This window comes from Cerasibacillus sp., from assembly GCF_036516575.1.
GTDB lineage: Bacteria > Bacillota > Bacilli > Bacillales > Amphibacillaceae > Cerasibacillus.
Map to the genome: position 1 here is coordinate 21845 of NZ_DATBTY010000081.1, position 20318 is coordinate 42162.

At 37.9% G+C, this 20318-nt stretch carries 20 protein-coding genes; 5 read left to right on the forward strand and 15 right to left on the reverse strand.

All coding sequences use genetic code 11. The features are described from left to right. The 5 genes from hisA to hisZ are packed head-to-tail and all read right to left on the reverse strand — an operon-like array spanning position 1 to position 4468. Positions 1-711 (reverse strand): 1-(5-phosphoribosyl)-5-[(5-phosphoribosylamino)methylideneamino]imidazole-4-carboxamide isomerase, encoded by a 711-nt coding sequence (gene hisA, locus VIG73_RS14265; RefSeq protein WP_331643194.1) that lies wholly within the window; start codon positions 709-711, stop codon positions 1-3. A 25-nt stretch (positions 712-736) separates the two neighbouring features. Continuing rightward, on the reverse strand, positions 737-1324 hold the full coding sequence (gene hisB / locus VIG73_RS14270) for an imidazoleglycerol-phosphate dehydratase HisB (protein ID WP_331643196.1): 588 nt from the start codon (positions 1322-1324) through the stop codon (positions 737-739). Beyond that, positions 1287-2597, reverse strand: coding sequence for a histidinol dehydrogenase (gene hisD, locus VIG73_RS14275; RefSeq protein ID WP_331643198.1), 1311 nt, complete (start codon positions 2595-2597; stop codon positions 1287-1289). Before hisD ends, hisB begins: the two co-directional genes overlap by 38 nt. Continuing rightward, positions 2594-3226 carry an ATP phosphoribosyltransferase gene (gene hisG, locus VIG73_RS14280; protein ID WP_331643200.1) on the reverse strand — a complete coding sequence of 211 codons (633 nt, stop codon included), beginning with the start codon at positions 3224-3226 and terminating at the stop codon, positions 2594-2596. The genes hisD and hisG overlap by 4 nt, the downstream gene beginning before the upstream one ends. Positions 3227-3250: 24 nt before the next feature. After that, positions 3251-4468: an ATP phosphoribosyltransferase regulatory subunit gene (gene hisZ, locus VIG73_RS14285; RefSeq protein ID WP_331643202.1), complete on the reverse strand. Its 1218-nt coding sequence runs from the start codon at positions 4466-4468 to the stop codon at positions 3251-3253. 114 nt (positions 4469-4582) lie between these two features. Here hisZ and VIG73_RS14290 point away from each other — a divergent pair, with 114 nt between their 5' ends. Then, complete coding sequence (locus tag VIG73_RS14290; protein ID WP_331643204.1) at positions 4583-5377, forward strand: histidinol-phosphatase HisJ family protein; 795 nt, start codon at positions 4583-4585, stop codon at positions 5375-5377. Positions 5378-5424: 47 nt separating this feature from the next. Here the strand turns inward: VIG73_RS14290 and VIG73_RS14295 are convergent, their stop codons facing one another. Together VIG73_RS14295 and VIG73_RS14300 are read right to left on the reverse strand one after the other, a co-directional pair. Then, a complete protein-coding gene (locus VIG73_RS14295) occupies positions 5425-6195 on the reverse strand; it encodes a lysophospholipid acyltransferase family protein (protein WP_331643206.1) in 771 nt (256 codons plus the stop codon). Positions 6196-6353: 158 nt separating this feature from the next. Next, positions 6354-7163, reverse strand: coding sequence for a CAP domain-containing protein (locus tag VIG73_RS14300; protein ID WP_331643208.1), 810 nt, complete (start codon positions 7161-7163; stop codon positions 6354-6356). 410 nt (positions 7164-7573) lie between these two features. Here VIG73_RS14300 and mreBH point away from each other — a divergent pair, with 410 nt between their 5' ends. Further along, positions 7574-8581, forward strand: a complete 1008-nt coding sequence (gene mreBH, locus VIG73_RS14305) for a rod-share determining protein MreBH (protein ID WP_331643210.1) — start codon at positions 7574-7576, stop codon at positions 8579-8581. Positions 8582-8656: 75 nt separating this feature from the next. On the opposite strand, the gene VIG73_RS14310 is transcribed toward mreBH, so the two are convergent. Continuing rightward, positions 8657-9037: a hypothetical protein gene (locus VIG73_RS14310; RefSeq protein WP_331643212.1), complete on the reverse strand. Its 381-nt coding sequence runs from the start codon at positions 9035-9037 to the stop codon at positions 8657-8659. Positions 9038-9424: 387 nt separating this feature from the next. On the opposite strand from VIG73_RS14310, the gene VIG73_RS14315 reads away from it, so the two are divergent. The 3 genes from VIG73_RS14315 (at position 9425) to VIG73_RS14325 (ending at position 13381) form a co-directional block, all read left to right on the forward strand. Continuing rightward, positions 9425-10579, forward strand: a complete 1155-nt coding sequence (locus tag VIG73_RS14315; protein WP_331643214.1) for a CoA transferase — start codon at positions 9425-9427, stop codon at positions 10577-10579. A 15-nt stretch (positions 10580-10594) separates the two neighbouring features. Then, positions 10595-11800, forward strand: a complete 1206-nt coding sequence (locus tag VIG73_RS14320; RefSeq protein ID WP_331643216.1) for an acyl-CoA dehydrogenase family protein — start codon at positions 10595-10597, stop codon at positions 11798-11800. A 135-nt stretch (positions 11801-11935) separates the two neighbouring features. Then, positions 11936-13381, forward strand: coding sequence for an NAD-dependent succinate-semialdehyde dehydrogenase (locus VIG73_RS14325; RefSeq protein WP_331643218.1), 1446 nt, complete (start codon positions 11936-11938; stop codon positions 13379-13381). Between the two features lie 100 nt (positions 13382-13481). Here VIG73_RS14325 and VIG73_RS14330 read toward each other — a convergent pair whose 3' ends face one another. From VIG73_RS14330 to VIG73_RS14360, 7 genes are all read right to left on the reverse strand, one after another. Further along, complete coding sequence (locus VIG73_RS14330; RefSeq protein WP_331643220.1) at positions 13482-14240, reverse strand: class I SAM-dependent methyltransferase; 759 nt, start codon at positions 14238-14240, stop codon at positions 13482-13484. Between the two features lie 88 nt (positions 14241-14328). After that, the gene (locus VIG73_RS14335) at positions 14329-14646 is read right to left on the reverse strand and encodes a DUF3870 domain-containing protein (protein WP_331643223.1); all 318 of its coding nucleotides are present in this window, start codon (positions 14644-14646) and stop codon (positions 14329-14331) included. 19 nt (positions 14647-14665) lie between these two features. Then, positions 14666-15400: an IclR family transcriptional regulator gene (locus VIG73_RS14340; RefSeq protein WP_331643225.1), complete on the reverse strand. Its 735-nt coding sequence runs from the start codon at positions 15398-15400 to the stop codon at positions 14666-14668. Positions 15401-15486: 86 nt separating this feature from the next. Beyond that, complete coding sequence (locus tag VIG73_RS14345; RefSeq protein WP_331643227.1) at positions 15487-16659, reverse strand: saccharopine dehydrogenase family protein; 1173 nt, start codon at positions 16657-16659, stop codon at positions 15487-15489. Between the two features lie 36 nt (positions 16660-16695). Continuing rightward, complete coding sequence (locus VIG73_RS14350) at positions 16696-18195, reverse strand: aldehyde dehydrogenase family protein (RefSeq protein WP_331643229.1); 1500 nt, start codon at positions 18193-18195, stop codon at positions 16696-16698. A gap of 30 nt (positions 18196-18225) precedes the next feature. Beyond that, the gene (locus VIG73_RS14355) at positions 18226-19893 is read right to left on the reverse strand and encodes a thiamine pyrophosphate-binding protein (protein WP_331643231.1); all 1668 of its coding nucleotides are present in this window, start codon (positions 19891-19893) and stop codon (positions 18226-18228) included. A gap of 2 nt (positions 19894-19895) precedes the next feature. Further along, on the reverse strand, positions 19896-20318 hold a 423-nt coding region (locus VIG73_RS14360), incomplete at its 5' end, for an aminotransferase class I/II-fold pyridoxal phosphate-dependent enzyme (protein ID WP_331643233.1).

Genomic DNA, 20318 nt, shown 5'->3' on the forward strand with positions numbered 1-20318 from the left:
TTAGACGACCTCCAATAATGATTCCAATGTGACTGTTCCATCATACAAAGCTTTACCGACAATTGCTCCATATACATTCAGCTGCTTTAATTGTTCAATATCTTTAGGTGTAGATACGCCACCAGAAGCAATCACTTGCAAATCCGTTTGTTCGGTGATTTGTTTTAATTCGTCAAAATTTGGTCCTTGAAGCATCCCATCTTTTGCTATATCTGTATAAACGATTGTTTTTACACCCATTTTTTGTAACCGATGACCGAGTTTTATTGCTTTAACATCACTTGTTTCTTCCCACCCCTCTGTTGCAACATAACCGTTTTTAGCATCAATTGATACGACGATTTTGTCGCCATAATAATCAATAGCCTTCTTTAAAAAGATTGGGTCTGTAATTGCCGCTGTTCCGATAATAACACGTGTTACACCGGCTTTAAGGTACATCTCGATGCGTTCCAGAGAGCGTATGCCTCCACCGACTTGAATGGGAATTTGCACCGATTGAGCTATTTTTTTAATATATTCCTTGTTTTTCACTTCATTCGTTCGGGCTGCATCAAGATCAACGACATGTAAATACGGCGCTCCTTTTTCTTCCCAATACTCAGCCATCTGAACAGGTGAATCGCTATAAATTGTTTGTTGATTATATTGGCCTTGTTGTAAACGAACACAACGTCCATCTAACAAATCAATAGCTGGAATTAGAATCATGTTCAACCTCTCCTTGTTAAGAAAATTACAATGTTCCTTTTGTCGACGGTATACCAGTTACACGTGAGTCTATTTCAGTTGCATAACGAAGACAGCGCCCGACTCCTTTAAAAATTGCTTCTACGATATGGTGACTATTTTTCCCATAAGGGACTTGAATGTGTAAAGTAATCCCTGCATGGTTAACAAATCCACGAAAAAATTCCTCCACTAACTCCGTATCAAATGTACCGATTTTTTCCTTCAAGCCATCAACTTGAAACACAAGATATGGCCGACCACTAATATCGACTGAAACGTGAGCAATCGCCTCATCCATCGGTGTTGAAACAGTTGCATATCTCGTAATACCACTCATATCTCCCAATGCTTCGCGAAACGCACGCCCTAAAACAATCCCAACATCTTCTACTGTATGGTGATTATCAACATGTAAATCACCTTGACACGTCACATCAAGATTAAATAATCCATGTCGTGTAAAAGCATCAAGCATATGATTAAAGAAGCCAACACCTGTATCAAGTTTCGATTTCCCTATTCCATCAATCATTAATTCAAGATTAACCACTGTTTCATTCGTTTTCCGTGACTGTATACTTTTTCTTACCATTTTCTTTCCCCCTCACCTGTATCGACCGTGCATGAGCCGTCAGCCCCTCAGCTTTGGCAAGTGTCGTAATCGAATCGATGCTTTTATTAAGTGCTGCTTCTGAATAATAGATGACACTTGATTTTTTTATAAAGTCATAGACACCGAGTGGTGATGAAAAGACAGCCGTCCCACTAGTCGGCAGCGTGTGGTTCGGTCCAGCATAATAATCACCAAGTGCTTCCGGTGAGTAATTCCCAAGAAAAATAGCACCTGCATGCTTGACTAACGAGAGTCTTTCCAGCGGATTTTTAATCATCAGTTGTAAATGTTCTGGCGCGATTTTATTCACTAATTGGAAGGCCTCTTTCAAAGATTCGACAACAATAACACGCCCGTTTTTCTCTAGCGACTCATTGATAATTGCTTTCCGCTCTAATAATTCGAGTTGTTTTTGTATTTCTTTTTGAACTGACAACGCTAAATGTTTACTAGGCGTGATACAGATGGCGGTTGCGTCTTCATCATGTTCCGCTTGCGCTAACAAATCCGCTGCGATATATTGAGGTGGCGCTGACTCATCTGCAACAATAACGACTTCACTTGGACCAGCAATCATATCAATCGCAACATCGCCATATACCCATTTCTTCGCACGAGCGACATAACGATTACCTGGTCCAACAATTTTATTTACTTTCTGAATCGTTTCAGTGCCATAAGCAAGAGCAGCAATGGCTTGTGCACCGCCGATTTTGTAAATATTATCTACGCCAGCCATATCAGCAGCAACAAGAACCTCTGGACGAATATGTCCCGCTTCATCTGGTGGTGTGACCATTGTAATCTGGTCAACTCCAGCAATTTTTGCTGGAAGAACATTCATTAAAACAGTCGATGGATAAGCCGCTTTACCACCTGGAATATAAACACCGACAGATTCAAGTGGCGTTACCTTTTGTCCGAGTAATGTCCCACTTTCACTTTCCGTAAACCATGATTTTTCTAGTTGGTTCTCATGAAAAGCAATGATTTGCTGTTTAGCCGCGTTTAAAGCATTCATAAATTTCGTCGTGACTTTTTGCTTTGCTAACGTCTTTTCTGTTTCTGTTACAGTGATTGTCTGTAAATCAATTCCATCAAATTGCCGTGTATAATTTAAGAGAGCAATATCTCCATCCCGTCTAACTGTTCGTAGAATGTTTAATACTGTATCATCCAATTGCTGGTCATCATCTTCATATCTGGCAGTAGCATTCTCTTTTTTAAATTCCGATAATGTGATGATTTTCATAGTTTCACCTCAAGAGCAGTTTTGATTTGTTCAATGAATGGTGTAATCAGATCATGTTTTATAGCAAAACTCGCTTTATTAACAATTAAACGTGTGCTTATAGGTTCAATTTCATCAATGATGACTAAGCCGTTTTCTCTTAAAGTACGTCCAGTTTCTACAATATCAACGATGGCATCTGATAGTCCGATTAACGGTGCTAGTTCAACAGAACCGTTTAATTTAATTGTTTCAACGGTCATATCTTTTTCCAAAAAATACTTCTCTGCAATGATTGGATATTTTGATGCAATGGTCAGTTGAGCCGATGTGGCAAGTGGCCTTTCCTTTAAACCAGCAACAACCATCTTACATTTGCCAAACTTTAAGTCTAATAACTCATAAAAGTCTCCTTCTGAATCTAAAATATTATCTTTACCAACAATGCCTAAATCGGCTGCCCCTTGTTCAACATAGGTTGGTACGTCAACCGCTTTAACAAAGAGCATTTTAATTCGTTTCTCCTGATCATAGAAAATAAGTTTCCGACTCTTTTCATGGAAATCATTGAAACGAATTCCCGCTTCTTCTAAAAGCATAATAGAATCAGTCGCTGTTCGGCCTTTAGCCAGTGCAATTGTAAGCATCATCATGCGTCCTCCTTCTATTATTTTTTATTGAAATTGCGCCAAAACGTCTTCTATATTATCGAATACTTTCTTTGCACCTTCTTTGAAAACTATTGTTTGATCTTCTTTTAAATAAATGCCATGAACAGGATCATTATTATCGATTTCCCAAGGGGCATGATTCATTAATACCCGCTTTGACTGTCTTCTTAATAGCTTCATTAATTGATAGGCTTCTTTTATCCTATTTGGTGTGTAATCGACGATGATTTCTTCCTCTCTTTTTGAAACATCTCGATTCATTTTTAATCTGCCCATCATCAAATGAATATCACAACCAAAACCGATGGCTGGCATCATGACACCAAATTTTTCAGTCAATGTATCGTATCTTCCACCCATTAAAACGGGTTCTCCAGCATTTGCTATAAAACCTTGAAAAATCACATCCGAGTAATAATCCATTTGGTTAATTAATCCTAAGTTCAATACAATTTTTTCAGTTATTCCATATAAATCTAGCAACTGATAAATATTTTCAAGTTGATCAATCGCTAGGTTCATCGCATTATTTAGTGATAACGTTCGCGCTCGTTGTATCACTTTATCAGCAGGACCATATAAATCTGGAATTTCCAATATCACATGTTGTAATGACTTACTGACTTGGTGTTTGCTTAGAAAAGACTGTAAATCAGCTTTGTTTTTTGCTTGAATAAATTGTTTTAATTGTTTAAGTTCATCATGTGTTAAAGTGATTTCTTCTAAAATCTGTTTGACAAAGCCCGCATGTCCGACTTCGATTGTAAAATCAGTAAATTGTAAGTTTGATAATAAATCATAGGCTAATGCTAATACTTCAGCATCGACTTCTGCTGAATTATCTCCGAAAAGCTCTACCCCAATTTGTTTGTGTGCTACAACGCGATCGGATGCGTGTCTAAAAACATCCATGATATAAAAATATCTTTCAAGTTGTCGGTTATCCTTAGCGTGTTTGGCTATTAATCTAGCCACTGGAATTGTTACATCAGGGCGTAATACGAGTACTTTCCCTGAAGGACCGATTACTTTAACCATATCGTCTTGCATAATCAGCCCATCCACAGCAAAATATAAATCATAGGGTTCAAAAATCGGCGTCTCAATTTCATCATATCCATATGTATGAAAGAGCTGCTCTGCCGTCTTGATGATGTTCTCTTTTTTTTCGCATGTTAATGTATTTGCTTTAAGTACATCGTTCAGATTGGATTGATACATATTTCTTCTCCTTTCGCCCTCTAACTTTATCACTTTATTGCTTTACCGTAGTGAAGTTATATTGTATTCTAGTAGATAGATTGATTTCTGTCAACTATAAGGAGGATGTTTTCCATGATTGATTATCATATTCATAGTAATTTTTCTGCAGATTGTGAAACCCCAATGGAAAAAACAATAGAAATAGCGATTGAAAAAGGATTTTCGGAAATTTGTTTTACTGAACATATTGATTATGATTATCCTGATTCGACCATAACGTTCGAATTTAATTTAGACGCTTATGATCAGAAAATAAAAGCAATGCAAGTGGCTTATGCGGATCGTCTAGCAATCAAAAAAGGAGTCGAAATTGGTGTTCAACCCCATCTGTTAAAACAGTATGATGACTTATTAAGGAAAGAGTCATTTGATTTTATTATTTGTTCGATGCATACAACCGATCGAAAAACATTGCACTACGGGAATTTATTTAAGGATAGAACGACTGAAGAAGCATTTCTCAAATATTATGAAGAGCTTTTATACTGTGCAAAACATTTTAATCATTATTCTGTTCTTGGACATCTGGATTTAGTCAAACGTTATACGAAAGATAATGTCAATCATGATTTTCATGATCTCATCGAAGACATATTTAAAGAACTCATCCCAAAAGGTAAGGGGATAGAAATTAATACATCAAGCTTTAGATATGGTATGGATACCATTATGCCTAGCATTGATATATTAAAGCTATATAAGAAAATGGGGGGAGAAATCATTACACTTGGGTCTGATTCACATTCTGAAACGACGCTTGGATATAAATTCCCGCTCGTTTTAGACATATTAAAGGATCTTGGTTTTAAATACGTAACGACATTTAAGAAACAAGAACCTATTTTTCATGTGGTTGAGAAGTTATAAGACAATAAAAAAATCAGGGTCATATGTTCTTTACCCTGATTTTTTTATTAGACTTGTAATGGTACATCCTTTGTTTGAGAAGAATGTGCTACATGTCCTCTCATGTTATGAAGCTCTTTAGCGATGATTTTTTCAGTATATTGAGCAAGCTCTTTTCCAGTCATCTCGCTGTATTCTTCCGGGGTAATCGGTTGTCCGATAACGAGCCGAATCTTAGACGACTTAACGCGATTGTTATTTTGTTCGTACATTTCGCGTGTCCCATCAATTGTTACCGGTATAATCGGCACCTTTGCTTTTGTACCTAAGCGAAAGCTCCCTGCTTTAAAACGATTTAATTCACCATCTTTGCTTCGTGTTCCCTCTGGAAAAATAACCATCGAACAGCCTTTTTTGATGTTCCTTGTTCCTTTTTGTATGGCACGTACAGACTGCCGGCGATCTGTTCGATCAATAAAAACACAATGTAGTAACTTCATCCATGAACGGATAATTGGAATCCTTTTTATTTCTATTTTTGCAATAAATCCTACTGGTTTACCTAAATAACCAAGTAAAGCCAAAATATCAAATAGTCCTTGATGGTTAGCAACATACAAAGCAGGTCCCTCAGGTAAATGTTTCTCCCCCTCAACATAAACTTTCGTATTTGTTTTTTCAATAACTTTTTGCGAGACAACACTTGGTGTTTTAAATATTTCTTCCTGAATATGGGGAAGATGAGACTGATTAGCTAATTTTTTTGCTCGTAATAGCCTGAAATAACTGCCGATCACATAGATTGCTGCATATAAATAAATTCTTATCGTACCAATCATGCGTGTTCCTCCTCCGCATACTAGATTATATATGAAAAATGATTATTTTTGTCGAATATTGACGTAAGTTCACGAAAATATCATGTTTAACTATTTGTCCATAAAAAAAGGAATCCTATGATAGGATTCCATCAGAAATCATTTAATTGTTATTTTATTTATCTACCAATAAATTGCTGCGTCCAAACATTTCCTTTTTCAATATAACCAACACCAATTTCAGTGAAGTTAGGATTCAAGATGTTTTTACGGTGACCGTCACTATTCATCCAAGCTTGAACAACTTGTTGTGGTGTGCGTTGTCCTTTCGCAATGTTTTCACCAGCTGTACGATAGGTAATACCCCATTTTTTCATCATATCAAACGGTGAGCCATATGTTGGACTATTATGTGAAAAGTACCCATTTACTGCCATATCACGAGATTTCTCACGAGCTACTTGACTTAATTCATTATTAATCTTAAATGGTTTTAGGCCACGTTTAGTACGTTCTTGGTTTGTTAACTCAACCACTTCTTGCTCATATTGATTGAGTGCATAACCTTTATTTGTTTCATCTTGTTTTTGTTCTGGTGCTGATGGTTTTGTATTTTGCGTTGGTTGTGTATTATTTTCTACATTAGTTGGCTGTTTTACTGGTTCTTTTGGCTTTTGATCGACATGATTAGTTGGCTGTTTTACCGATTCTTTTGGCTTTTGAACTTGAGTATCTTTTGATTTATTATCAGATGTTTTATTTTCTGATGTTCCTTTTTCCCATTGGATGTTCGGGAAACATCTTTTAATGATCGTTTTATATTGATCGTTAAGCGGTTGCCATTTACCGTTAACTGAATAGTATACTTTCGTATAAGTTTGTTGTTTAACTGGTTCTGGTGAAGAAATAGATGCATCTACTGTTCCTAGGTTTCCACCGAATAAAATGGCGGCTGATAATGCGGTCACTGCGGTTACTTTTTTTAACATGTATAAAACACGCTCCTTTTAATTTTTTCGTTTTTTTGTCGCTTGCTGTGGCTCGCAAAATAAATATATCACGATATTTATGTAATATTTGTGGGAGCAATTTCCAACCATAAAAAATAGAATTAAAATACATTGAAAGCCTTATATCATATGCCTTTTCCTAATACCGTTACAAGGAAAGATAGGGATAATTTTATTGCATTGGTTGAAGTTGGCATCAATTTGTTCTTGACAACATGAAAAACAGGGTGGAAATGTTACAAAGTGACATGTTTTGTAAACGAATTGTTACTTGTTTTTTGAAGGTTTTTTCCTTATCTTTATAGTACGTGTGTTATGATATAGAGTAGGATTTTCATCGTTCAACATGTTATTAGAAGTTAAAACTATCATCATTGGAGGAACAAATTATGTTTTCAAATGCAGAAATCGGAATCGATCTTGGAACAGCAAATGTTCTTATTTATGCCAAATCAAAGGGCATTGTATTAAATGAACCCGCTGTAGTGGCGATTGATATAGATTCAAAAGAAGTCATTGCTGTCGGTACGGAAGCGAAGGAAATGATTGGTAAAACCCCAAAAAACATAGTCCCAATCCGCCCACTAAAAGACGGAGTCATTGCTGATTTCGATGTGACAACACAATTACTTAAAGCGTTTATGAAAAAGGTAAGCAAAAAAGTGGGGATGTCACTAAGAAAACCAGTTGTCGTTGTCTGTACCCCGACTGGTAGTACAGAAGTCGAACGTCGCGCCATTCATAATGCCATTGCAAGTTCCGGCGTTAAATCAGTCCATATCATTGAAGAACCTGTAGCAGCTGCTATCGGTGCTGATTTACCGGTTGAGGAGCCAATTGCAAACGTCGTTGTCGACATTGGTGGGGGTACATCAGAAGTTGGTATCATTTCCTTTGGTGGTGTCGTTTCCTCAACTTCAATTCGTATCGGTGGGGATCGTTTTGATGAAGAAATCATTCAATCCATTCGTAAAAAATACAATGTACTCATCGGGGAACGAACCGCTGAACAAGTGAAAATGGAAATCGGTTATGCCCATCCAAATCATACAGAAGAAAATATGGAAGTCCGTGGTCGTGACTTAGTAACTGGTTTACCAAAAACAATTACGATTACGTCAACAGAAATATATGCGGCTCTAAAAGAATCACTTGAGCAGATTTTAGATGCCATTAAAGCAACATTAGAAAACTGTCCACCAGAACTAAGTGGAGATATTGTTGATCGTGGTGTTGTCTTAACTGGTGGAGGCTCATTACTTCACGGTATGCAAGAATGGTTATCTAATGAATTATTAGTCCCTGTCAATTTAGCGCCTAATCCATCGGAAGCAGTTGCGATTGGAACAGGACGTGCAGTCGGAATGATTAGTAAACTACAAAAATCTGCTAAATAATTTTTAACGCATAGAATAGTCCTCGGAATGGAATTCAAGCGGAGAAAAACGAATGTTTTCTCCGCTTTGTTTTAGTTAATTCTTTTTAAAAGAAAAAATATCATAAAATGTTATTCCTGCAGAAATAGCAAAGGGCATAATTAAATGTTGTAAAAAACTGACCTCCTTGCCACTAAACAAATATGTAATCGCAATATTCACAACACTTAAAACGATAAACAAAATCAAAAACTGCTTCACGATTCTTTTCGTATCTTCATTTGAAACATGTTTTAATCGTTTGATAAAAATAATGAGACTAATAAATAAAAAAAGAATTAAAATGATGATATAAGAAATAACACCGTAATAAGCTACTGGATGATCAATATCTAGAAAAACAATATAAGCGACAATTGGTAATCCTAGAATAATTAAAGCAACCGATAAAATATAAAGATATTTTTGAAATCCCACTTTCTTCCTCCCCTTTACACTTTATTTATTATAGATGACTTTTTGACAGTCAACAATGATTCATAAACAAAATAAGGACTCACTTTTGTTTATGTTTTCCTAAGAAAGCGTTTACAAACTTGTGCGAATCATTTATAATATCAATAAAGAATCTTGTTCGAAACTTTTGAGAGCGTAAGATTCCTTTTTATCACATACAATCGAATGGTTCGCTTAACTGCCTAATCTGTGTGACGTCAACGCCAGACGCATGTGACAGATATGAGCCAGTTCAAATTGTCTTGCATGTAAATGCAATTCGATTTGGGCTGGCTTTTTATTTGTTTCGAACGAGATTCTAATACTTTCTATAATAAGACCATAAGATTTAGAAAGGGGGTACATAACATGAGTGGTACATTAGAACACATTCGTGTTTTAGATTTATCTCGCGTTCTAGCAGGGCCATATTGTACAATGATTCTCGGTGATTTAGGGGCAGACGTTATTAAAGTCGAGGCTCCAGGTGGAAGTGATGATACGAGAAAATGGGGGCCGCCTTTTAAAAATGGGGTGAGTGCATATTATCTCTGTGCAAATCGTAACAAACGAAGTGTCACGATTGATTTGAAGTCTGAAGAAGGTGTTGAACAAATAAAACAACTTATACAAGACAGTGATGTCCTCATTCATAATTTTAAAACTGGGACAATGGAACGCTTTGGGTTAGACTATGACATTTTAAAAGAAATTAATCCACAACTAGTCTACTGTTCAATTACTGGATTTGGTGAAACAGGTCCTTATAAGGATAAACCGGGCTATGACTTTATGATTCAAGCAATGAGTGGACTAATGAGTATTACAGGTACAGATCAATCTGGTCCCCAGAAACTTGGTGTCGCTATTACAGACATTTTAACAGGGCTTTATGCATGTATTGGTATTCAAGGTGCTCTATTAGAACGGACGGTCTCAGGAAAAGGACAAAAGCTGGATATTTCATTATATGATGCAGCAGTTAGTTCACTTGTCAATATTGGCAGTAATTTTTTAATGTCAGGGCAAATTCCAAAACGACTAGGAAATCAACATGCGAATATCGTTCCGTACCAGACGTTCCAAACTCAAGACGGCTATATAGTGATTGCAGTCGGAAATGATCGTCAATTTACAGACCTTTGTGAAGTCATAGGTAAGCCCCAATATGCTGAAGATAATCGGTTCAAGACAAATCCTAATCGTGTGAAACACCGTGAAGAACTTATTCCTTTATTAGAAAAAATATTTATAATAAAACCAACTGCGTATTGGCTAGACGCTTGTGATAAGCGCCAAATCCCTTGTGGACCGATTCAGAATTTAAAAGAATTAATGAATGATCCACAGCTGCAAGCGAGAGACATGTTTATTGAACATGACCATCCAGTAGCGGGAGCAATTCGTATGATTGGAAGTCCATTAAAATTATCACGAACACCAATTTCTGTCCGTTACCATCCACCAGAAGTGGGCGAACATAATGAGGAAATTTTTTCTGAAGAAATAATAAATAGAAATTGAAAGGAAGAATGCCAAATGAATTTTGAATTTAGTGAAGAACAAAACATGTTACGTCAAACAGTGAGAGGTTTTGTCGATAAAGAAATCATGCCACATATCTCGGATTGGGATCGTCAAGGTGAGTTTCCATTATCAATTATGGGCCGTTTAGCAGAACTCGGATTAATGGGAGTATGTATACCTGAAAAGTACGGTGGTAGTGGTATGGATTATAACTCTTTGGCGATTGTTTGTGAAGAGTTAGAGCGTGGAGATACCGCATTTCGTACGGCGGTTTCCGTTCATACAGGCTTAAATAGTATGACGTTATTACAATGGGGAAATGAAAAACAAAAGGAAAGGTATCTTGTCCCACAAGCAAAAGGTGAAAAAATTGGTGCCTTCGGATTGACTGAACCTGCTGCTGGTTCTGATGTTGCTGGCATGCAAGCAACTGCTATAAAAGATGGAGACTATTACATTTTAAACGGTTCAAAAACGTGGATTTCACTTTGCGATATTGCTGACTACTTCATCGTTTTTGCTTATACAGATAAATCGAAAAAACATCACGGTATTTCCGCCTTTATCGTTGAAAGAGAGTGGGAAGGTTTTTCTTCAAAAGCAATTAAAGGGAAACTCGGCATCCGCGCTGGAAATACGGGTGAAATTTTCTTTGATAATGTAAAAGTTCCTAAAGAAAATTTACTTGGTGAAGAAGGCGAAGGATTTAAAATTGCTATGTCTGCTTTAGACAATGGTCGTTTTACAGTAGCAGCTGGTGCTGTCGGTCAAATTATGGCTTGTATCGAAGCGAGTGTGAAATATTGCCATGAGCGTGAAACATTTGGAAAACCGATTGGTAGGCACCAACTTGTGCAACAAATGCTTGCCAATATGGAAGCTGGTTTACAAATGAGTCGCTTACTCGTCTACCGTGCTGGAGAGTTGAAAAATCAAGGAAAACGAAATACAAGAGAAACATCCCTTGCAAAATGGCAAGCATGTGACTTTGCGAATAAAGCTGCTGATGATGCCGTTCAAATCCATGGAGCATATGGTTTTTCAGATGAATATCCGGTAGAGCGCTACTTAAGAAATTCTAAAGCACCTGTCATTTATGAAGGAACGCGTGAGATTCACACCATTTTACAAGCCGAATATGTCCTAGGCTATCGCGAAGATAAACCATTAAACAAAATGCTTCCAGCTTGGGATGTAGATGAAGTAGGAGCATATTAATCATGATGAATGTTGTGTTAAAAATGGCGCGATTATGGCCGGGGACTGCGCGATTTTAGCCTGGGATTGCGCAATTTCTTTTTCAAACTCGAGTACACGATATTCAATATTATTTAATTTTAAAGGAGGGCTTATATGTTTCAGGATGTAACGAGAAGTATTTTTATTGATGGAAAATGGCTTGATGTGAATCGAGGAAAAACAGAAACGATATACAATCCTGCTACACTTGAGAAGCTAACAGAAGTTGCTCATGGCGGAGAGGCTGAAACTGAAGCTGCCATAAAAGCCGCAAAAAAAGCATTCACTTCATGGAGCAGCTTAACAGGGCGCGAACGCTCAAAAGTGTTATACCGTGCAGCTGAATTAATGGCACAAGATGCTGATCGATTAGGGAAAATATTAACACTCGAACAAGGAAAACCTATTCAAGAAGCAATTGGAGAAGTAAAGGGAGCGGCGCAGTTCTTGCTTTGGTATGCCGAAGAAGCATCACGCGCCTACGGAGAATGGATTCCTTCATCTGTTTCATCAAAGAGATTGCTCGTGATTCCGAAACCAATCGGTGTTGTCGGAGCCATTACACCATGGAACTTTCCTTCTTCAATGATCACGAGAAAACTGGCACCAGCATTAGCAGCTGGTTGTACGGTCGTTTTAAAACCATCTCCTGAAACACCGTTGTCTGCCATCGAGATTGTTAAAGTTTTCGAAAAAGCAGGTATGCCAAATGGTGTGGTCAATATGGTAACAGGAGATGCTGAAGCCATTGGCAAGACATTACTCTCACACAAGACTGTCAAATTAATTACATTTACTGGTTCGACACCAGTTGGAAAATACTTAATGCGTGAAGCGAGTGAACAGGTCAAGAAGGTCTCACTCGAGCTCGGTGGGCATGCGCCATTTATCGTGTTTGAGGATGCAGATTTAGATAAAGCGACATCCCTCGCCCTTGCTAGTAAATTCCGTAATAATGGGCAAACATGTATTTGTGCGAATCGTTTATATGTCCATGAAACGATTCATGGATCATTTACAGCTATGTTAAAGGAAAAGGTTGAAAAACTCGTTATCGGAAATGGGCTTAATCAAGAAACCGACTTAGGCCCGCTTATTAATCAAGCAGCCTGTGATAAAGTTCAACATCAACTTGATGATGCATTACAAAAAGGCGCTAAAGTTGTCACAGGTGGCTATGAATTAACTGATGAATTGAAGGGATATTTCTATCCACCAACTGTCATTAGTAATGTCACCGATGACATGTTAGTGATGAATGAAGAAACTTTTGGTCCGCTATTTCCAATCCAAACATTTACGGATGAAACAGATGTCATCCGTAAAGCAAATGATACCGACTATGGATTAGCTGCTTATATTTTCACTGAAAATACAAGTCGTACTTTACGCGTTGTTGAACAACTAGAATATGGCATTGTCGGTGTTAACGATGTGTTTCCAGCTACACCAGAAGCTCCGTTTGGTGGTATAAAGCAATCTGGTAATAGTAAAGAAGGAGGACATCACGGGATGGAGGAGTTTTTAGAGTATACATTTGTTTCCATTGGAGTAGAGTAACGAAAAGAGGACTATCCTATGAGGGAGGGTAGTCCTTTTGTACTTTGTGTAGTAATCTCTAGCTTACCTAATAAGTAGATTCATGTAATAACAAAAGTGTTTATAATCGAATTGCTTCAAACGTAACAAGTTCTGTTTCTTTTGATGGTGCCTTCTGAAAAGTATAATCTGCCGAGCATGTTATGTGAGTAAAGCCGATTTTTTCAAGGATCATCGAGAACTCTTCAATCCCATACCAGCGCATAACAAATTCTTGTAACTCTGTATCTACCAATTTTCCATGACGCCATTTTTCATATTTTAATAGAGAACGTGTCGTTTGATTCACCCAGTTTATTTCAATAGATTTGTTCTCTAAGACAATTCCCTCATCACTAGATAATGAATAAGGAGTCGTCGATATCTCCCCAGTATGCCAATCTACAGGTAATAGTAAATCTACGATAAGACGGCCACCTGGAACGAGATGATGATAAAAACTTGTCAAAACACTTATCGCATCATCGTATTCATCAATTAAACAAAATGAACCAGTCGGCATAACGATTGCTTCATATTTTTCAGGTAATGAGAATTGAGATAAATTTGCTTCATACAAATTAGGATTCAATCCCCTTTCATGACAACGCTTCTGGCATGACGCTAACATATGAGCTGAATAATCAATACCATCTACATCATAGCCTTTATTCAGTAACGGGATGATAAAACGACCGGATCCAACAGCTGGTTCTAATATTTTTCCTTTTGTGCCTTGTAATCGTTTAAGATAATATTCGATATCACCATTAATTGAGTGGCCAACAGGCTTCGTAACATCATATAATTGTGTGCTTAATTTTCCATAATAGCTAAACATATTTTCCTCCATGGAATAACAGGATTTTTTCCATCATAACATATATTCGTTTATTAATTAACAAAAAAAGGGATGTTATCCACCCCTCTCATTCTTCATTGTTCTTATACATCTCAAATTGCTTATATAAATCAGTTAGGGCTGATGCTAATGCATGACCTGCTTTCCCGAGATAGTGCTTTTTGAGTGTGGCTATTGGTTCATCGATCCCATCATTTAAGCTATAGCCTCGGAGCAACTGTTGAACAAATTCACGCCCGTGTAAAGTTGCTAATGTACATCCGGCATTAACAATCACCCCATATTTTTTATCAATTTCTGCTGTAATTGTCACTGTATCATAAATGCTTTTCGCTGCCATTCCAGAAGGTAGTCGGGCATGACCTGCAATAAATACTGTTCGCATGATAAATCTCCCCCCTTTATTAACCGAGATAACCCATTTTTTTAGATATATCATACGCTGCTAATTTTGTTTCTCGTTTTATTTTTTGTAGATTGTCATCGGTAAAATAACTAGATAATCCACTTACCGTTAAGGAAGCAATGACTTGGTTTTTATAATTAAAAATCGGATAGGAAATCCCAATCGTATTGGCATCTTGTTCACCTTCACTAAAAGCATAACCTTGCTTTAAAATCCTCTTCAATTCGAGTTGAAGACGCCTCTTAGTCTCTTCATCTAGTTCTTCTAGAATCCCTTTTTGTTTATCTTTTGCTAAAAAAGCAAGGAGTAGCTTAGGACCAGAGCCAATATGAAGTGGTGAGCGTTTTCCTACACGGGTATATAAGCGTATTGTCCGTGTACTATCTACTTTTTCAATATAAACGGCTTCATTTTGACGGATAACGACTAAATGAACCGCTTCATTAATATTCTTTACTAACTCTTGCATAATCGGTAGGGCGTGCTCTCTAATTTCTAGTTGATTAGATACAAGTTGACCAAGCTCTAGTAGTTTTAATCCGAGACGATAGCTACTATCTTGCCCTTCTCTAATTTTCATTAAATAATCTCTCGTTTCTAATGTTGTGACCAAACGATAAGCAGTTGGCTTCGGCATATTTAGCCGTTTTGAAATGTCGTTTAACGATAGTTCTCGTGTTTCTTCTGTAAATAGTTCTAAAATCTGTAAAGCTTTGTGAACACTCTTATTCATCTTTATGACTCCTTACACATCTGTTTAAAAATATCCCCCTGCTTTCGGTGCAGAGGGATTAAAGACGAAATCGTATAATCTTTCCTTTAACTTTTTACTGGTGTTTTATTTGATGTCACAGTTTCAATAATATTGACACCACGCTTAGCCATTTCTTTAATATAAACATCTCCCGGTACAATCTGTTCAGGTGGATAGACACCTCGTTTATCAATTTGGCCACTAGCAATCATTTGTGCAACAACCGATATTGTATTCGCCGTTGCTCTTGCCATAGCAGTAACTTGATGCTCACGGTCTTTAAATGTGGTCATTTCATATTCATAGGTTGTTTTTTCCCCTGCTTTATCACCTGATACAATGACACGTAATAAAACAGCGTCATCTTTTTCACCTAATTCAACAATTGGGTCAAGCACTTTTAATAACACTTCACGCGGACTAACGATGACTCCATTGACATCTACTTCATAATCTTTACGTGTTAAATTTAAATCGACAAGTAGTTGGAATTTTTCAGCATGACCACGATAGCGAATCGTTTTATATTCTAATGTTTTTAAATTTGGATAAGAAATGGATAAAGTTGATGTTCCACCTGACGTATGGAATGCTTCTAATGGACCAAATTTATCAAAATGAATTGTTTCCACTTCTGATAATGATGGCACTTCCATCTTCATTCCATTCCGAATGATGAGCGATGGATCGGTATAGTGATCGAATAATCCTTCCATTGAAAATACATGATTATATTCAAGTGGTGGCTTAGGCTGGACAGGAATCCCGCCTACATAGAGTTTAATCGAGCCGACATGATCTAATTGACTCGCACCATATCCTGATAAAATATTAATCATACCAGGGGCAACACCTAAATCAGGAATAATCGTCACACCAGATGCTTTTGCATCGTCTTTTAATGTTAAAACTTTGTCCGTAATATGCCCGATATGACCACCTAAATCGACTGAACTGACACCGACTTGAATGGCCGTTTTCGCTACGATTTCATTAAATGAATAAAATAACGCATTGATGATGACATCGAATTGGCGCATATAATTCGCCAATTCAACTTCGTCACTTGCATCCACTTGGTAAGCCGTTAATTTATCTGAATCAAGTTGCTGACAGATTGCTTCAGCACGCGCTAAATCAATATCTGCCAATCCGACGGCTTTTACACCTGGACTAGATACTAAATCACGTGTGGCTTCTTTTCCCATTAAGCCTGAACCTAATACACCTATTTTCATAACTGACACTCCCTTATTCCCAAGATTGTTTATTTATTATTCTGTATCAATTTGTGCACGTTGTAATTTACCACTATAGTCAACATAAACCGCCTTCCATTCTGTGAAGACATCAAGTGCTTGAACACCTGAATCACGATGACCATTTCCAGTACCCTTTGTTCCACCAAATGGAAGGTGAATTTCCGCACCAGTTGTTCCTGCATTAACATAAACAATTCCTGTATCTAAATCACGCTGCGCTGTAAACACGCGGTTCACATCTTTTGTAAAAATTGAGCTTGATAAGCCATAGGAAACGCTGTTGTTTGCCTCAATCGCTTCTTCAAAACTCTTGACTGGAATGAGTGACACAACTGGACCAAATATTTCTTCTTGCGCAATACGCATATCGATCGTTGCATCTGTAAATAATGTCGGTGCAAAGAAATGGCCTTTTTCGTAATCACCATCTGTCATTTCATAGCCACCAGCAAGTAGTTTAGCCCCTTCTTCTTTCCCAATCTCAACATATTTCTTAATTTTATCCATTCCAGCTTGGTTAATGATTGGACCAACACGGACCGATTCATCTGTTCCATTTCCAATCGTAAGTTGTTCCATCGCATGGAGTAAACGCTCTTCTAACGTTTCTTTCACATCTTCATGCACAATGACACGGCTACATGCGGTACAACGCTGACCACTCGTGCCGAAAGCACTCCAAATAATCCCTTCAACCGCTAAATCTAAATCAGCATCATCCATAACGATGACAGCGTTTTTACCCCCCATTTCTAAAGAAACCTTTTTCAATTGACGGCCACATTCAGCGGCAATATTTCTCCCCGTTTCATTTGAACCCGTAAAGGATATGACACGAATATCGTCATGGTGAACCATCGCATCACCAACCGTTGAACCTGAACCGAAAACAACGTTAATGACTCCTTTTGGTAGGCCAGCTTCTTCAAAAATCTTTGCTAATTCATATGCCATAATCGGTGTTTCTGTCGCCGGCTTCCAAACGACCGAATTTCCAGCTACAATTGCTGGGAATGACTTCCAAGTAGCAATTGCAATTGGAAAGTTCCACGGTGTAATAATACCAACAACACCAATTGGTGCACGTACACTCATGGCAAATTTGTTTTGTAGTTCGGTTGGTGTCGTTTGTCCAAATAGACGTCTTCCTTCACCAGCCATATAAAACGCCATATCAATTCCTTCTTGGACTTCGCCACGCGCTTCTTCTAGCACTTTTCCATTTTCTAATGTTAATAAATATGCGAGTTTTTCTTTTCGTTTTTTCATAATATGGCCCACTTCATATAAAATTTCAGCACGTTGCGGTGCTGGCACAAGGGCCCATTCTTTCTGTGCATGTTTTGCTGCCTTAACTGCTGCATCAACTGCTGTTTTATCAGACAATGGCACTTCAAGAACTGTTTCACCTGTTGCTGGATTCACAACTGGTGTTGTTTCCCCCTCTACCTCTACCCATTCACCATTAATATAGTTTGCTAGTTTTTTCACATCTAATAATGCTTCTGTCATCAATAAAACCTCCTAATAAGATGATTTTTCTTAATGTTTTTTTCTAAGATCCTCAATCGTTGCGTTTACTGAAATCTGCTCAACATCTGTTAATATTTCAATAACGGTCATATGATTGTGTTTCAGAGCTTTATTTAAAGCGCTTTCAAATTCCTCAATTGTTTCAACACGATAACCGTACGCACCGACTGATTTTGCTAATTCAGAAAATGATGTCGCTCCTAAATCGGTCGCCATCACGCGATGTGGATAGACGATTTCTTGATGCATCCGAATCGTGCCATATGACTGATTATTAAAGACTAGAGCAATAACGGGGATATTGTACCGCACTGCCGTCTCCAATTCCTGAACAGTCATCATAAAACCACCATCTCCCGATAAAGAAACAACGGTTTTATTAGGATAAGCTAATTTTGCCCCTAAAGCAGCAGGTAAACCATACCCCATCGCTCCAGAGGTTGGTCCGACATACGTATGTTTTTCTTGAAAAGGATAGTATGAATGCAACCAACCAGCAAAATTTCCTGCATCATTCGTTATAACTGTATCAGCCGGAAGACTGTTGACCATTTCCTTTATAATATGTTTGTTTATCACATCTTTTTCACTCACTTGAAGTAATGAGCTTTTTCGCACGGCTTCGTTTCTTTCAGTGACCCAATCATGCCAACATGGCGATAACTCTATGTCAAGAAGTTTCTCTAAAGCTTCCTTCGCATCTGATACGATACCTAATTCTGGCACAAATACTTTTCCAATCGTATCGAATGAAATGTCAATATGAATGAGTCGGTGATCGCGAGTAATCAGTTGATAGTCTTGTGTCGTTACTTCTGACAGTCGTGAACCAATCGCTATAATGACATCGGCACCCTCGACTGTTCTTAAAACTTCCTTGCTCGTTCCTAAACCTAAGTGACCGACATATAGTGAATGATCATTCGGAAAAACATCATGTCTTCGGAAACTCGCCATAACAGGGAGATGATTTTTTTCAGCAAAAGAGAGGAGTACCTCTTCTGCTTCAGCCGTTTTTATCCCACCACCCGCAATGATTAGTGGGCTTCTTGCTTCTGATAGAATACGCTTGATTTCGTGTACTTCTCTTTGCGAAGGTGCTGGCTTTGGCACATTCATCAAGGGATTAAAAATCATTTGTCCGACTTTTGGTAGAACATCTTCCGGAAGTGAAATAACAACCGGACCAGGACGACCCGATCTTGCGATATGAAAAGCACGTGAAACAATTTCTGGAACCCTTTCTGGATGTTTAATTTCAACTGCCCATTTAGCAATTGGGGCAAAATATTGCTCTAAATCAACTTCTTGGAAACCTTCCCGACCACGAAATCGACTATCAACTTGGCCTAAGAAAACAATCATCGGTGTAGAGTCTTGATATGCTGTATGAACGCCTATTGAGAGATTCGTAGCGCCAACTCCCCGGGTTGCAAGGACAATTCCTGGTTTGAGGCTTGCCTTTGCATAGCCCTCTGCCATAAAAGCTGCCCCACCTTCATGACGTGCAGAAATAACATCAATTGAAGGCTCATCATACAGCGCATCAAGGAGTGGTAAATAACTTTCCCCTGGAACACAGAACACTTTGTCAATCCCTTCATTTTTCATACAGGTGACAATCGCTTGTGCTGCTGTTTGATTAGCAGAAAAAACGCCTTTAATTTGTGTGCTCAAAATTAATTCCCTCCCCTTAACTTGCTAGACTTTAAGCGATGAATCACTTCTTGCAGTCGTTCTTTTGATACAGATAAGGAAATTCGAACATACCCTTCACCATTTGACCCGAATGCCGTGCCCGGTGTGACTAGGATACCAACTTCTTGGAGGAGTTTATCTGCAAATGTCATCGATGTAAAACCTTCTGGAACTTGAACCCAGAGGAAAATTGTTCCACGTGGTTTTTCTACCTTTAGACCCATATCTGTTAGAGCTTGATATAGTAATTCCATCCGTTCTTCAAAAATATGACAGTGGGACTTCACTTCTAATAAATCACTTTCCAAAGCAATAGCAGCTGCCTTTTGTATGGCTAAAAACTGGCTACTATCGACATTACTTTTTAATGTTGCTAATGCACGGATGATTTTTTCATTACCGAC

What these genes read in the sequence shown, in the direction of transcription:
- hisA (WP_331643194.1), bottom strand. Translation starts at nt 711, where the DNA reads ATGATTCTAATTCCAGCTATTGATTTGTTAGATGGACGTTGTGTTCGT.
- hisB (WP_331643196.1), bottom strand. Translation starts at nt 1,324, where the DNA reads ATGGTAAGAAAAAGTATACAGTCACGGAAAACGAATGAAACAGTGGTT.
- hisD (WP_331643198.1), bottom strand. Translation starts at nt 2,597, where the DNA reads ATGAAAATCATCACATTATCGGAATTTAAAAAAGAGAATGCTACTGCC.
- hisG (WP_331643200.1), bottom strand. Translation starts at nt 3,226, where the DNA reads ATGATGCTTACAATTGCACTGGCTAAAGGCCGAACAGCGACTGATTCT.
- hisZ (WP_331643202.1), bottom strand. Translation starts at nt 4,468, where the DNA reads ATGTATCAATCCAATCTGAACGATGTACTTAAAGCAAATACATTAACA.
- VIG73_RS14290 (WP_331643204.1), top strand. Translation starts at nt 4,583, where the DNA reads ATGATTGATTATCATATTCATAGTAATTTTTCTGCAGATTGTGAAACC.
- VIG73_RS14295 (WP_331643206.1), bottom strand. Translation starts at nt 6,195, where the DNA reads ATGATTGGTACGATAAGAATTTATTTATATGCAGCAATCTATGTGATC.
- VIG73_RS14300 (WP_331643208.1), bottom strand. Translation starts at nt 7,163, where the DNA reads ATGTTAAAAAAAGTAACCGCAGTGACCGCATTATCAGCCGCCATTTTA.
- mreBH (WP_331643210.1), top strand. Translation starts at nt 7,574, where the DNA reads ATGTTTTCAAATGCAGAAATCGGAATCGATCTTGGAACAGCAAATGTT.
- VIG73_RS14315 (WP_331643214.1), top strand. Translation starts at nt 9,425, where the DNA reads ATGAGTGGTACATTAGAACACATTCGTGTTTTAGATTTATCTCGCGTT.
- VIG73_RS14320 (WP_331643216.1), top strand. Translation starts at nt 10,595, where the DNA reads ATGAATTTTGAATTTAGTGAAGAACAAAACATGTTACGTCAAACAGTG.
- VIG73_RS14325 (WP_331643218.1), top strand. Translation starts at nt 11,936, where the DNA reads ATGTTTCAGGATGTAACGAGAAGTATTTTTATTGATGGAAAATGGCTT.
- VIG73_RS14330 (WP_331643220.1), bottom strand. Translation starts at nt 14,240, where the DNA reads ATGTTTAGCTATTATGGAAAATTAAGCACACAATTATATGATGTTACG.
- VIG73_RS14335 (WP_331643223.1), bottom strand. Translation starts at nt 14,646, where the DNA reads ATGCGAACAGTATTTATTGCAGGTCATGCCCGACTACCTTCTGGAATG.
- VIG73_RS14340 (WP_331643225.1), bottom strand. Translation starts at nt 15,400, where the DNA reads ATGAATAAGAGTGTTCACAAAGCTTTACAGATTTTAGAACTATTTACA.
- VIG73_RS14345 (WP_331643227.1), bottom strand. Translation starts at nt 16,659, where the DNA reads ATGAAAATAGGTGTATTAGGTTCAGGCTTAATGGGAAAAGAAGCCACA.
- VIG73_RS14350 (WP_331643229.1), bottom strand. Translation starts at nt 18,195, where the DNA reads ATGACAGAAGCATTATTAGATGTGAAAAAACTAGCAAACTATATTAAT.